This window comes from Microbacterium sp. As-52 (genome assembly GCF_049949185.1).
In the GTDB taxonomy this organism is placed as follows: Bacteria; Actinomycetota; Actinomycetes; order Actinomycetales; family Microbacteriaceae; genus Microbacterium; species Microbacterium maritypicum_A.
This window is the reverse complement of record NZ_CP188171.1, coordinates 1,266,935-1,279,708: the sequence shown is the minus strand read 5'-3', so window position 1 is coordinate 1,279,708 and position 12,774 is coordinate 1,266,935. Positions and strand designations below refer to the sequence as shown.

Here is a 12,774-nt window from a genome sequence, read left to right as displayed (position 1 = left end):
GAGTGCACGGCCGGTGTGCGGGGGGATGCCGTGCGCTCGCCGAGTACCCGTGCACCCGACGAGCAGTGCGTGGGGGCGTGGGGGCGTGGGGGAGAGGGGGCTATGCGGAGTGGAAGACGGTGTGGAGGTCGCCGACCGCCTCGCGGCCGCCGAGACCGTCGATCTCGAACAGCACCGAGATGCCGATGACATGGCTGCCGAGGCGCTCGACGAGCTCGCGTCCGGCCGCGAGGGTTCCTCCGGTGGCGAGCACATCGTCGATCAGCAGCACGCGGGATCCGGGGGGCAGGTCGTCGTGCATCTCGATCGTGGCGGTGCCGTACTCGAGGGCGTAGTCGACGGATGCCGCGGGGCGCGGCAGCTTGCCGGCCTTGCGGATCGGGATGAGTCCGACGCCTGCGGCGATGGCGGCAGCGCTGGCGAGGATGAAGCCGCGCGCCTCGATGCCCGCGATCACGTCGAACTGGCCGGCGAAGGGTTCGATGATCGCCTCGGTCGTCACGCGGAGGGCCTCGGCGTCGGCGAGGAGTGGCGTGATGTCGCGGAAGATGATGCCCGGTTGCGGGTAGTCCGGCACGTTGCGGATCAGGGCTTCGGCGCGGACGAGGGCAGGGGAGAGCGTGGCTTCGGGCACTGCCCAAGGGTACCCCGCGGCGGCTGGGTTGACACCGTGGGAGCGCTCCCATAGAGTGACTGCTCAGTTCGTGGGAGCGCTCCCACGACGTCCCGACGCACCACTCACCGCACGACCACCACAAAGGAGTGAACTGTGAACACACGTGCCCGCAACCGGATCCTCGTGACTGCCGCCGTGGCATCCGTCTCCGCTCTCGCCCTCGCCGGCTGCTCCGGCAGCACCGGCGATTCCACGGAGGGGAGCGCCGATGAAGAGGTCACATTGACCGTCACCACGTTCGGCACCTTCGGCTACGAAGATCTCTACAAGGAGTACGAGAAGGCCCACCCGAACGTCACGATCGAGGCGACCAACATCGACACCGGCGGCAACGCCCGCACGGATGCGTTCACCAAGATCGCCGCCGGCTCCGGCCTCAGCGACATCGTCGCAGTCGAAGAGGGCTGGCTCGGCGCGATCATGGACGTCTCCGACACCTTCGTCGACCTGCGCGACTACGGCATCGAAGACCGCAAGGACGACTGGGTCGACTGGAAGTACGGCCAGGCGACCGACGCCGAAGGCCGCGTCATCGGCTACGGCACCGACATCGGCCCGAGCGGCATCTGCTACAACGGCGCTGCGTTCGAGGCGGCCGGGCTCCCGAGCGACCGCGAGTCGGTGGCCGAGCTCCTCAACGGCGACTGGGAGAACTACTTCCAGGTCGGTGCCGACTACACCGCGAAGACCGGCAAGGCCTGGTACGACCACTCCGGCTTCGTCTGGAACGCCATGGTGAACCAGCTCGACGAGGGCTACTACACGACCGACGGCAAGCTGAACGTCGAGGACAACGCCGAGCTCAAGGAGCGCTTCGAGCTGCTGGGTGCCGCGACCGAGGGCGGCCAGTCCGCCGCACAGACGGCCTGGGACTGGAACGGCGGCAAGTCGTTCGTCGACGGCACCTTCGCGACCTTCGTGTGCCCGGGCTGGATGCTCGGCGTCGTGCAGGGCCAGGTCGAGGCCGGCGGCGGCGATGCGTCCACCGGATGGGACTTCGCCGATGTGTTCCCCGGCGGCGCGGCCAACTGGGGTGGCGCGTTCCTGTCGATCCCGGAGACCTCGCAGCACAAGAAGGCGGCCGCCGAGCTGGCCGACTGGCTGACGCAGCCCGAGCAGCAGGTGAAGCAGTCCGCCGCCGCGGGCAACTTCCCCTCGACGATCAAGGCGCAGGAGACGCTCGCCGCGGATGCGACGCCGAACGCGTTCTTCAACGACGCGCCGACCGGGGCGATCCTCGCCGAGCGCGCCAAGGGCGTCGTCGCCCAGTTCAAGGGTGCCGATGACTCGGTGATCCAGGAGAACGTCTTCGGTCCGGCGCTCAGCAGCCTCGACCGCGGCGACACCGACACCCAGGGCGCCTGGGACCAGGCCATCGGTCTGCTGAACGACCTCGTCGGCTGACATCCCCCTTCCGGTCGCAGTTCCCGCCGTCGCCACCCCACGGCCGGCGGCAGGAACTGCGACCGGAACTCCTCGGAACCCCGGGACAAGGACACCCCATGACACTCACCGCCCCGCCCGCGGAACAGCAGCGCGCGGCATCCCCCGCGAAGGATGCCGCACCGAAACGCTCCTGGCGCCACCGCGTCTCACGGTTCGACCAGAACGCCTCGCCGTACTTCTACATCTCGCCGTTCTTCCTGCTGTTCGGGCTGGTCGGCCTGTTCCCGCTGCTCTACACGGTCTGGGTGGCGGTGCACGAGTGGGACCTGCTCAAGGGCGAAGGCGAGTTCGTCGGGGTCGGCAACTTCGTCGAGATCCTCGGCGACGCGATGTTCTGGAACTCGATCGGCAACACCCTGAGCATCTTCCTGCTCTCCGCGATCCCGCAGCTGGCCGTGGCCCTCGTGATCGCCTACCTCCTCGACCGGGGCCTGCGCGCCCCGACGTTCTGGCGCATGAGCGTGCTGATCCCGTTCGTGGTCACCCCGGTCGCGGTCGCCATCATCTTCTCGAGCATCTTCAACGAGGCCGACGGTCTGGCCAACAACCTGCTCAACCTCATCGGCATCGCGGACCAGGAGTGGAAGCACAACACCGCGCTGTCGCACATCGCGATCGCCGTCATGGTGAACTTCCGCTGGACGGGCTACAACGCCCTCATCCTGCTGGCCGCGATGCAGGCCGTGCCGCGTGACCTCTACGAGTCGGCGGCCCTCGACGGGGCCGGCGCCGCGCGCCGCTTCTTCTCGATCACCATCCCCACGATCCGTCCCACCCTGATCTTCGTCATCATCACGGCGACGATCGGCGGGCTGCAGATCTTCGCCGAGCCGCGCCTGTTCGACGTGTCGACCGCCGGCGGCATCGGCGGCAGCGACCGGCAGTTCCAGACCACCGTGCTGTTCCTCTGGGAACTGGCGTTCTTCCGTCGCAACCTCGGGGAGGCATCGGCCGTCGCCATCCTGCTGTTCCTGCTGATCGTCGGGATCGGCGTGATCAACTTCCTCATCTCCCGACGGATCTCCACCGGAGACGCCCCGAAGAATCGTGCGGCCCGCCGCCGCGCGCACACCACCGACGCGGCCGCGACCGCGGCGGCCGCCGGAACGACGATCGCCACCACGACCGAGGAGAACGCGCGATGACCGCCACGCAGGCGCTGAGCGTCCCCGAGAAGATCCGCCGTCGCCGGAGTGCATCGTCCGGCACCGCCGGGATCGGCAGCCGCCCCGGCTTCCTCACATACGGGCTCCTGGCCGCGTTCATCATCGGCAGCGTGTATCCGCTGTGGTGGTCGGTCGTCGTCGCGAGCGGCACGAACGCCACCCGCGGTGAGACGCTGCCGATGATCCCCGGGGGCAACTTCTTCACGAACGCGGCCAAGGTCTTCGACGCGATCCCGTTCTGGTTGGCGCTGGGCAACTCGTTCCTGATCTCCGGCATCATCACGCTCTCGGTCGTCACCTTCTCCACGCTCGCGGGCTACGCCTTCGCCAAGCTCCGGTTCCAGGGCCGCGACGGGCTGATGATCTTCGTGATCGCGACGATGGCGATCCCGACGCAGCTGGGCATCATCCCCCTGTTCATGCTGATGCGCGAACTCGGCTGGACGGGCTCGATCGGCGCGGTGATCGTGCCGACCCTCGTCACCGCCTTCGGCGTCTTCTTCATGCGGCAGTACCTGGTCGATGTGATCCCGGACGAGCTGATCGAGGCCGCCCGTATGGACGGCGCCAACCAGTTCCGGACCTTCCTGACCGTCGGACTCCCCGCAGCCCGCCCCGCCATGGCTATCCTCGGACTCTTCACCTTCATGACGGCGTGGACCGACTACCTGTGGCCGCTGATCGTGCTCTCCCCGCAGAACCCGACCCTGCAGACGGCGCTCAGCCAGCTGCAGTCGGGCTACTACATCGACTACTCGATCGTGCTCGCCGGCGCGGTGCTCGCGACCCTCCCGCTGCTCGTGCTCTTCGTGGTCGCCGGGCGTCAGCTGGTCAGTGGCATCATGGCTGGCGCGGTGAAAGGATGACCCCTATGACCCGCTCCTTCCCCGAGAACTTCCTCTTCGGCGCCGCGACCGCGGCGTACCAGATCGAGGGGGCGGCGTTCGAGGACGGGCGCACGGCCTCGATCTGGGACGCGTTCTCGCGCGAGCCGGGCGCGGTGATCGGTGCCGAGAACGGCGACGTCGCCTGCGACCACTACCACCGCTACCCGCAGGACGTCGCGCTCATGACGCGGCTCGGGCTGCAGACGTACCGCTTCTCGACCTCGTGGTCACGGGTGCGTCCGGACGGTGGAGCCGTCAACACGGCGGGCGTGGACTTCTACGAGCGCCTGGTCGACGAGCTGCTCGCCGCCGACATCCTGCCCTGGTTGACGCTGTACCACTGGGACATGCCGCAGGCCCTGCAGGAGGCCGGTGGCTGGACGAACCGCGACACGGTCGATCGCTTCCTGGAGTACGCCGGCACCATGCACGACGCGCTCGGCGACCGGGTGAACGTGTGGACCACGTTGAACGAGCCGTGGTGCTCGTCGTTCCTCTCGTACACTGCCGGCGAGCATGCGCCCGGGCACACCAGCATCGCGGAGGGGCTGCTCGCCTCGCACCACCTGCTTCTCGCACACGGCACGACCGTGCAGGAGTTCCGCAGACGCGACGCTTCGCTCAACCTCGGCATCACCCTGAACCACACGGTCGCCGACCCCGCCGACCCGCAGAATCCGGCCGATGTCGATGCGGCTCGTCGCGTGGACGGACAGTTCAACCGCTGGTTCCTCGACCCGATCTACCGCGGCAGCTACCCCGCCGACATCGTCGAAGACATCCGCGCGGTCGATGCCGACGCGGTCGCGCAGTTCGAGGCGGCCGTGCAGGACGGTGACCTCCAGCTGATCTCGCAGCACATCGACACGCAGGGGGTGAACTACTACCACGGCGACCTCGTATCGGGCACTGCTCCGGCTGAGGGGCCGGTCTCCGCGGAGCCCGAGACCGAGCGCGTGCGGCGCAGCCCCTACCCGTCGAGCGACGGCATCCACGCGGTCGAGCGGGGGTTGCCCCGCACCGCGCAGAACTGGGAGGTGCAGCCCGAGGGTCTCACCCGTGTGCTGCAGCGGATCTGGAACGAGTACGCCGAGCCCGCGGGCACCGTGCTCTACATGACCGAGAACGGGGCGGCCTACGACGATGCCGTGTCGGTCGAAGACGGCGAGACGCGCGTGCACGACGCCGAGCGCACCGAGTTCCTGCGCCTGCACCTGGGCGCGGTGCTCGATGCCGCCGAGGCGGGTGTCGATGTGCGCGGCTACTTCTACTGGTCGCTGTTCGACAACTTCGAATGGGCGTGGGGATACGACAAGCGGTTCGGCATCGTACGCGTCGACTACGACACCCAGGAGCGCACGCTCAAGGACTCAGGTCGGGAGTACGCCCGCATCATCGCGGCCCGGGCGCTCTGACCCCGCTGCCCGCCCCTCGAATCGCGTGAATGGTCGTATCCGGGGCCGAGATGCGACCATTTGCGCGACTCGGAGCGAGACGGTCGTCGTCGCACCCGTGAACCGGTGAGAATAGGGCGATGGAAGAGTGCGTACGCTGATGTCGCCCCGAGCGACCATCGAAGAGGTGGCATCCGCCGCCGGTGTCTCCCGGTCGACCGTGTCACGGGTCGTGAACGGGTCGACCGCCGTGAGCCCGGAGGCCCTCGCCGCGGTGCGCGCCGCGATCGACGAGCTGAACTACGTGCCCAATCGGGCCGCACGCTCGCTCGCCTCACGGCAGACGCATGCCATCGCCCTGATCGTGCCGGAGGACACCACCCGTTTCTTCGGCGACCCGTTCTTCGCGGCCATCGTCGCGGGCATCACCGGGGCGCTCGGCGGATCGGACTACCTGCTCAACCTGCTCATCGCGAGCGATGACCCCGGCGACAAGATGACCAGCTTCGTGCGCAACGGCGGCGTGGACGGTGCGCTGATCGTCTCGCACCACACGAGCGACGCCTTCGTCGATCGGATCGCGGATGCCGTGCCGGTCGTGTTCGGCGGCCGCCCGGTGCGCCGTCACGACGGGGACTACGTCGTCGACGTCGACAACGTCGCCGGAGCGAAGCACGCCACTCAGCGGTTGATCGACATCGGCCGCACACGCATCGCGACGATCTCCGGTCCGCTCACGATGGTCGCCTCGGAAGATCGTGTGCAGGGGTTCCGCGCCGCTCTGGCGGATGCCGGCCTCGCCCCGTACGCCGAGGAGGAGGGCGACTACAGCGAGGCGAGCGGTGCGGAGGCCGCCAGGCGTCTGCTCGACGGCGGGCGTCCGGATGCGATCTTCGTCGCGAGCGACCTGATGGCCCGTGGCGCCCTGACCGCCCTCCGCTCGGCGGGTGTGCGTGTGCCGGAGGACATCGCCCTGGTCGGCTTCGACGACTCCTCGGTCGCCGTCACCACCGACCCGCAGCTGACCACGATGCGCCAGCCGATGTACGCGCAGGGTGAGGCCATGGCCCGGATCCTGTTGTCGCGGCTCGCGGGGGAGGACCCGCCGACCACGACGATCCTGCCGACGGAGCTGGTGATCCGGGCCTCGGCCTGACCAACCACGTCCGGGTCCTGACGGACCGCGTCGGGGTGCGCGAGCGTCCGCGGAGGGGATGAACACGGCTGTGGCCCTGGCGCCCCCTCCGGGCCAGGCCCACAGCCGTGGGTCTTGAGGCTCAGCTGACGAGCGAGCTGAGGACGTCACCGCCGAACAGCGAGAAGGCGGTGAGGCCGGCGGAGAGTAGGAGCACCGCGGCCGTGCCGGCGACCGCGAACACCGAGATCCCGCGACCGCCCAGCCGTTGGCCGCGCAGGCCGACCGACACGCCTGCTCTGGCGGCGAGGTCTCCCGCCTCGTCATCGCGGTACAGCTCGGTGCGCACCGCGAAGCGGCGGTGGAACTCCTCGGCCAGGGTGAGCGCCGCCGTCATGGTCTCGGCACGGTCGAACCGTGTCCCGGACGGCAGGTACACGTAGAGACGGTCGGATACGAGCTCGATCTCGGCACCGGAGCCGAGGTCGAGCACGCGGGCCATCAGATCCGGCGTGAAGATGTAGAGAGCGTCCTGCTGATAGCCCTCCGGCACGAGGAGGCGGAACGTCTTCGCGAACTCGCGTTCCAGATCCATGCGCGGCGCCACGCCCGAGGCCGAGCGTGGGGACGATGCTGCGCTTCCGGTTGGCGAGCACGATGTGCGGGACGGAAGCCGGCAGCGGCAGTTCGATGAAGGCGAACGGGCGCTGGATCGTGGCGCGCTCCTGCCCGTGTGACACCGAATGATGCATGCCCAACTCGAACGGCATCCGCGTGTCGTCACAGGCGATGACCGCGCGCTCCCGCCCGTGCACCACGCGGGCGAACGCGGCGCCGGGGCGACGGGTGCGCTCGAGCATGTCGGCGTAGGCCCATCCGTTCTGCCAGGCGAACGCGGCGACCTTCACCCGCCGGCTCAATCCCACCGCCCACCACAGGAAGCCGACCGCGGCGAGCACGGTGTATCCGATCACGAACACGCCCAGGATCGGCGCGACGGCGAGGATGTCGCTGCGGCCGAGGAACCACAGCCCAGTGAGCATCGCGGCGGCGAACAGCAGCACGACCACCAGGATCACCAGGAACCGCCGATGCGGCGGAATCCCGCAGATGCGTTCGTAGTTGAGGATGTCGCGGAGTCCTGCGCTTCGTCGCAGCGGGTCCAGGTCTACGGTCACAGGCTCCATGACAGCATCGCCCACGGGCCGTTGCGCTTCTCGGACGCTGCGGCCTGGAAATCGGACCAGCCGTCGCCGAACTTCTCGAACGACTTCTCATCGACGTTGCCGTCCGTCCAGTGCATGACACGTCCCACGATGTAGCTCAGGCCGAAGTCGGCCCATGATTCGAACGCCGGGCGCCCTTCGACGTTGATGCGGTGGATGATCGCGCGCGCCTCAGCCACGTCGCCGTGTCCGAGCGCGACACCCCAGGTCGTCATGGCTACGGCCTGACCCAGGCCGTAGCCATCGAGGGTCTTCACGAAGAGCCCGGGGGTGACGATGTCCTTGCCCACGCGCTTGCGCACCTCGGTCTCGGCGTACTCGATCGAGGTGACGAAAGCGCGTGCATCGCGCTTGTCGCCGCCCTCCTGCACGATGGCGGCGAGCCATTCCTTGGCCTTCGGCGTGCGACCGAGGCGCTGGGCGAGTTCGGTGCGTACGGCGAGGTACAGCATCCATACCTCGCGACGGCGGCGGACGGTGCTCAGGCGCTCGATGTTGGCGAGCCATTCGTCTCGTGTGTGCACGCCCCACTGGTCGACGAGGACCTTCTTCTCGCGGTCGTCGAGGAGCGAAGCGGTCGGATCGTTCCAGAAGCCCGAGGGCAGGTTCACGATCTGCAGGAAGCCGAGCGCGATCTCATCGGCCTCGACCCCGGTGGTGGGGTGCTCGGGCGAGGCCTTGACCTTGGCGGCCGGGAGGATCCAGATCACGAGGAAGAACAGCACGACGACCCCGACGATCGTCCACGCCCACCACTGGCTCACGAGCCATTCGAAGATCGAGGTGACGCTGTTGAAGTCGACGCTCGCGAAAGAGTGCATGGGTGCTCCTGGGAAGGGTGAATCCGTGTCGGTTCATAGATTGAACGAACATTCAGTGAGTAATCTATACGGCAGGGGGGCGATTTCGAAAGACGGACCGGCGGGACTCAGGAGGTGGATGCCACGTGGCGCGCTCCGACGAGCAGAACCGGTTGGCCCGCGAGCGTGCCAGGGAGAACATCCTGCAGGCGGCGATCGAGACGTTCAGCGAACGGGGCGTCGCAGGGGCGAGCATCGCCGAGATCACGAAGCGTGCCGGCGTCGCCCAGGGGCTCGTGAACTATCACTTCGGTGGCAAGGAGCAACTCGTCGCCGCCGTGATCGATCGCTGGTTCGAGACCGTGCTCGGCTTCGCCCGCGTCGAGGGCACGCCCGACGAGATGCTCGCCGCGGTGATCGACGGTGCTCTCACGGCCACCGCCTATGCGATACCGCTGCAGCGCGCGGTGCTCGCGATGCAGCAGCAGCCGGCCACGCATCGACTCTTCGCGGAGTCGGAGGCCCGGCACGAGGCGGGCGCCACCGCGGCGGAGGACGCGGTCCGTGACCTCTTCCGCGCGCGGGGGGCCGAGGACCCGGCGCTCGAAGAGGTGATGCTGCGCAGCACGATCGAGGGTGTCTTCGTGAAATCCGCCGTCTTCGGCGATACGTATCCGCTCGAGGAGGCCCGCCGCTGGATGTTCCGACGGTACGGACTCCCCGAGCCCACGGCGTCCATCGCGCCACCGGCTCCCCTGCGTGACGGTGAGCCGCGGCCGCGGGCCACGGCGGCTCTGCGAGGGCGCGAGCAACTGCCGGGTGACTCCGCCTGAACGACGGACGAACGCGGGGCCCGGTCGCGAACGACCGGGCCCCGCTGATTCCGACGTGCTGACCGGTGTCAGTTCCCGTAGAGGGAGACGACTCCGGCGGTGTCGACGCTCGTCATCGACAGGTCGTCGGACGATCCGTTGCACTGCGGGTAGTGCATGATCGACGAGGAGTCGTACGGCGTCAGAGGACGCCAGTTGTTGTCCTCGAAGCAGGTGCCGGCCTCCGGGCGGGTGTGCTCGTGGCGGAAGCCGAGCACGTGGCCCAGTTCATGGCCGAGCACGTTCGTCGGGGTCCAGGACGAGCCGGGGGTCCAGATCGAGTCATCGATGAGGACGTTCTGCAGACGCGGTGCGGTGCTCGGGAAGAAGGCCCTGGCGATGTACTGCGTCGTCTGCACCGGCTCCACCGAGAACAGGACGGCGTTGTTGCGCGTCGTGCAGTTGGCATCGGCGCTGCTGTCGTAGATGAAGTCGATCTTCGAGGATGCGGCTTCCCAGAGGGCAGCACCGCTTTCCATCGCGTTCACGACGTCGGCGTGACGTGTACCGAAGGCGGTGCTGACGCAATAGGTGAGGTTCGCCACCTGCGCGTCGGACCACTTGTCGTCGATGCTGTTGACGGTGTTGACGATGAGACCGTTGGTCACGGGGTCGGCGCCGAGGAGCTGCTCGTAGAACGAACGCAGTTCGCCCTGGTTGGAGATCACCTCGTCTCCGTTGACGACGTAGGCACCGTCGACGTCTCGGTAAGTCGACGCCTCGAACTCCTGGAAGGTGGGGATGTCATCGGCGTCGGGTGCGGAATTCGCGGCAGCGGGGATGACCGTGCCGAGGCAGAGCGCAGCAGCCGCGGTAGCGGCGAACGCCAGTTTTCTCGTGAGTCGCAAAGTAGTAGTCCTTTTCGATCTGAACGATTCCGCGCGCCCCCTCGGCACGCGGCCCCCGGCGGAAAGGTGAGCAACTCTGCGCAGCCGATCCTGTCGAAGTGCGCTCACGGTAAGCATGGCTCTCACGCGATGGCAAGGCATCTCCCGGCACGTTCACAGATTTATGCACTCAGGTCAAAAATACCGAACGTCGTTCTGGTCGAAGGTGGTGTGCGTCCCGGCGAGACGTCGGGGGTCAGGCGTGGCCCATGCGGGCGAAAGCCCCCAGGACACTGCGCTCCGATGCGGTGAGGTAGCGCTCGAGTTCTTCCGCAGCGGCTTCGGGTCCCTGTTCCAGCAGAGCCGTGAGCACCGCGCGGTTTCGACGGACGTACGGCTCGTGCAGCGACCTCGGCTCGTCGATCTCGAGGAAGACGAGACGCAGCTCGGCGGCGACATCGCGGTAGGTGCGGGCGAGCCGTGCGCTGTCGGCGAGGGCGACGATCGCGTCGTGGAAGGCCATGTTCGCGCTGCCGATACGTCGCCAATCCTCGTGCGGCAGCTGCTCCTCGGCCTCGGCCAGGGCTTCGCGCATGAGCTGCACGGCGGGGTGCTCGGGCTCGGACTGGCGCAGTGCGGTGCATTCGATCACGCGGCGGGCCCGATAGATGTCGATCACGTCGGCGATGGTCGGTGACGCCACCGAGACCCCGCGGTGGGGGATGTGCTCGACGAGGCCCTGCTCGGCGAGCACACGGAAGGCTTCGCGAAGCGTGTTGCGCGAGACGTCGAACTGCTCGGCGAGGGCTGATTCCGAGAGTCGTGACCCCGGCGCGAAGTCGCCGTCGATGATGCGCTGACGGAGGACGTCGGCGAGCGGGCCCTGCTGGTTCATGCCTTCATCGTAGGCGGCGGAGCCGCGGCATCGTCTGCGGTCGCAGGAGGGAAATCACACGAAAGCAACCGTTCTGTAGCACGGCCGTAACACGATTGTTGAACAATCAATGCCTATCCGTTCTACACTGGGGGTCACCCGACACCCACCAACGACGATGGGAACCCCCCGCATGTCAGAGCAGACCACCGCCTCCCTCTCCCCGGAGGACGAAGCCCGCCTCTCGTCCGCCAAGAAGCGCGCGGGCCGCAGTGCCGTCATCGGCGCGATCTTCCTCATGGCCACCAGCGCCATCGGCCCCGGCTTCATCACGCAGACCGCCACGTTCACAGCGACGATGGGGGCCGCCTTCGCGTTCGCGATCCTCATCTCGATCCTCGTCGACATCGCGGTGCAGCTGAACGTCTGGCGCATGATCACCTCGTCCGGCAAGCGCGCCGGCGAACTCGCGAACAGCGCCATCCCCTTCTCCGGACACCTGATCGCCGTGCTCGTCGTGATCGGCGGGCTGGCCTTCAACATCGGGAACATCGCCGGTGGCGGACTGGGACTCAACGCCCTGCTCGGCATCGACCCCAAGCTCGGCGGCATGGTCACCGCGGCCCTCGCGATCATCATCTTCCTGGTGAAGAAGGCGGGCCCCGTGATGGACATCGTGCTGGTCGTGCTGGGAATCGCCATGATCGTCATGACCGTGGTCGTGGCCGTGATCGCCCAGCCGCCGATCGGCGAGGCGCTGCGCCAGACCTTCGTGCCCGACGAGCTGAACTTCGCCACCATCACCACCATCGTCGGCGGCACCGTCGGCGGATACATCACGTACTCCGGCGCCCACCGCTACCTCGACTCGGGACACACCGGACCGGAGCACGCCGGCCCCGTCATGCGTGCGGCGACCAACGGCATCCTCGTCACCGGCGTGATGCGCTACGTCCTGTTCCTCGCGATCCTCGGCGTCGTGGCCTCCGGCGTCACGCTCGACCTCTCCGGGCAGGGCGCGAACCCCGCGGGTCAGGCGTTCGGCGCGGTGCTCGGCGACGCCGGCCTCCGCATCTTCGGTGCGATCTTCTGGGCCGCGGCGATCAGCTCGGTCATCGGTGCGGCCTACACCTCCGCCACCTTCCTCTCCACCTTCACCACGAAGCTCAAGGGCGGGTGGCCGCTGCAGCTCGCGACCGTCGCGTTCATCGTGGTGTCGCTGGCGGTGTACCTCTCGATCGGTACCGCTCCTGCGGCGATCCTCGTGTTCGTCGGCGGCTTCAACGGCCTGATCCTGCCGATCGGACTCACGGTGTTCATGTACATCGGCTGGTTCCGTCGCGACCTGCTCGGCTCGAAGAAGTACCCGATGTGGCTGCTCGTCGCCGGTACGCTCGTGACGCTGCTCACCTGGTACATGGGTATCGTCTCGGTCGGCCCCATCTTCGCCTTCCTCGGAATCGGAGCGTGA

General features: G+C 68.0%; 12 protein-coding genes. 7 read left to right on the top strand and 5 right to left on the bottom strand.

All coding sequences use genetic code 11. The features are described 5' to 3' along the window. Window positions 1-100: 100 nt before the first annotated feature. Entirely contained in the window at window positions 101-634 is a 534-nt protein-coding gene (locus ACLFA2_RS06105; protein ID WP_029258801.1) for an adenine phosphoribosyltransferase, read from the bottom strand. 135 nt (window positions 635-769) lie between these two features. On the opposite strand from ACLFA2_RS06105, the gene ACLFA2_RS06100 reads away from it, so the two are divergent. The 5 genes from ACLFA2_RS06100 to ACLFA2_RS06080 all read left to right on the top strand — a co-directional run bounded on the left by ACLFA2_RS06100 (window position 770) and on the right by ACLFA2_RS06080 (window position 6,725). Next, window positions 770-2,080, top strand: a complete 1,311-nt coding sequence (locus ACLFA2_RS06100; protein ID WP_021199237.1) for an ABC transporter substrate-binding protein — start codon at window positions 770-772, stop codon at window positions 2,078-2,080. A 98-nt stretch (window positions 2,081-2,178) separates the two neighbouring features. Beyond that, on the top strand, window positions 2,179-3,267 hold the full coding sequence (locus ACLFA2_RS06095; protein ID WP_021199236.1) for a carbohydrate ABC transporter permease: 1,089 nt from the start codon (window positions 2,179-2,181) through the stop codon (window positions 3,265-3,267). Further along, window positions 3,264-4,154: a carbohydrate ABC transporter permease gene (locus tag ACLFA2_RS06090; protein WP_021199235.1), complete on the top strand. Its 891-nt coding sequence runs from the start codon at window positions 3,264-3,266 to the stop codon at window positions 4,152-4,154. Before ACLFA2_RS06095 ends, ACLFA2_RS06090 begins: the two co-directional genes overlap by 4 nt. A gap of 5 nt (window positions 4,155-4,159) precedes the next feature. Further along, window positions 4,160-5,590, top strand: a complete 1,431-nt coding sequence (locus tag ACLFA2_RS06085; protein WP_426622217.1) for a GH1 family beta-glucosidase — start codon at window positions 4,160-4,162, stop codon at window positions 5,588-5,590. A gap of 139 nt (window positions 5,591-5,729) precedes the next feature. After that, window positions 5,730-6,725 (top strand): LacI family DNA-binding transcriptional regulator, encoded by a 996-nt coding sequence (locus tag ACLFA2_RS06080; RefSeq protein ID WP_347124638.1) that lies wholly within the window; start codon window positions 5,730-5,732, stop codon window positions 6,723-6,725. 121 nt (window positions 6,726-6,846) lie between these two features. Here ACLFA2_RS06080 and ACLFA2_RS06075 read toward each other — a convergent pair whose 3' ends face one another. Both ACLFA2_RS06075 and ACLFA2_RS06070 read right to left on the bottom strand, forming a co-directional pair. Further along, window positions 6,847-7,299: a hypothetical protein gene (locus ACLFA2_RS06075; RefSeq protein ID WP_426622216.1), complete on the bottom strand. Its 453-nt coding sequence runs from the start codon at window positions 7,297-7,299 to the stop codon at window positions 6,847-6,849. Window positions 7,300-7,878: 579 nt separating this feature from the next. After that, entirely contained in the window at window positions 7,879-8,751 is an 873-nt protein-coding gene (locus tag ACLFA2_RS06070) for a DUF1266 domain-containing protein (protein ID WP_426622215.1), read from the bottom strand. 125 nt (window positions 8,752-8,876) lie between these two features. Here ACLFA2_RS06070 and ACLFA2_RS06065 point away from each other — a divergent pair, with 125 nt between their 5' ends. After that, the gene (locus tag ACLFA2_RS06065; RefSeq protein WP_021199230.1) at window positions 8,877-9,563 is read left to right on the top strand and encodes a TetR/AcrR family transcriptional regulator; all 687 of its coding nucleotides are present in this window, start codon (window positions 8,877-8,879) and stop codon (window positions 9,561-9,563) included. Window positions 9,564-9,631: 68 nt separating this feature from the next. Here the strand turns inward: ACLFA2_RS06065 and ACLFA2_RS06060 are convergent, their stop codons facing one another. Beyond that, the gene (locus ACLFA2_RS06060; RefSeq protein WP_347124643.1) at window positions 9,632-10,450 is read right to left on the bottom strand and encodes a matrixin family metalloprotease; all 819 of its coding nucleotides are present in this window, start codon (window positions 10,448-10,450) and stop codon (window positions 9,632-9,634) included. A gap of 235 nt (window positions 10,451-10,685) precedes the next feature. Then, window positions 10,686-11,324 (bottom strand): GntR family transcriptional regulator, encoded by a 639-nt coding sequence (locus ACLFA2_RS06055; RefSeq protein ID WP_021199228.1) that lies wholly within the window; start codon window positions 11,322-11,324, stop codon window positions 10,686-10,688. A 172-nt stretch (window positions 11,325-11,496) separates the two neighbouring features. Between ACLFA2_RS06055 and ACLFA2_RS06050 the strand changes: the two genes are divergently transcribed. Then, window positions 11,497-12,774 carry an NRAMP family divalent metal transporter gene (locus ACLFA2_RS06050; protein ID WP_021199227.1) on the top strand — a complete coding sequence of 426 codons (1,278 nt, stop codon included), beginning with the start codon at window positions 11,497-11,499 and terminating at the stop codon, window positions 12,772-12,774.

What these genes read in the sequence shown, in the direction of transcription:
- ACLFA2_RS06055 (WP_021199228.1), bottom strand. Translation starts at nt 11,324, where the DNA reads ATGAACCAGCAGGGCCCGCTCGCCGACGTCCTCCGTCAGCGCATCATC.
- ACLFA2_RS06095 (WP_021199236.1), top strand. Translation starts at nt 2,179, where the DNA reads ATGACACTCACCGCCCCGCCCGCGGAACAGCAGCGCGCGGCATCCCCC.
- ACLFA2_RS06075 (WP_426622216.1), bottom strand. Translation starts at nt 7,299, where the DNA reads ATGGATCTGGAACGCGAGTTCGCGAAGACGTTCCGCCTCCTCGTGCCG.
- ACLFA2_RS06090 (WP_021199235.1), top strand. Translation starts at nt 3,264, where the DNA reads ATGACCGCCACGCAGGCGCTGAGCGTCCCCGAGAAGATCCGCCGTCGC.
- ACLFA2_RS06080 (WP_347124638.1), top strand. Translation starts at nt 5,730, where the DNA reads ATGTCGCCCCGAGCGACCATCGAAGAGGTGGCATCCGCCGCCGGTGTC.
- ACLFA2_RS06085 (WP_426622217.1), top strand. Translation starts at nt 4,160, where the DNA reads ATGACCCGCTCCTTCCCCGAGAACTTCCTCTTCGGCGCCGCGACCGCG.
- ACLFA2_RS06050 (WP_021199227.1), top strand. Translation starts at nt 11,497, where the DNA reads ATGTCAGAGCAGACCACCGCCTCCCTCTCCCCGGAGGACGAAGCCCGC.
- ACLFA2_RS06070 (WP_426622215.1), bottom strand. Translation starts at nt 8,751, where the DNA reads ATGCACTCTTTCGCGAGCGTCGACTTCAACAGCGTCACCTCGATCTTC.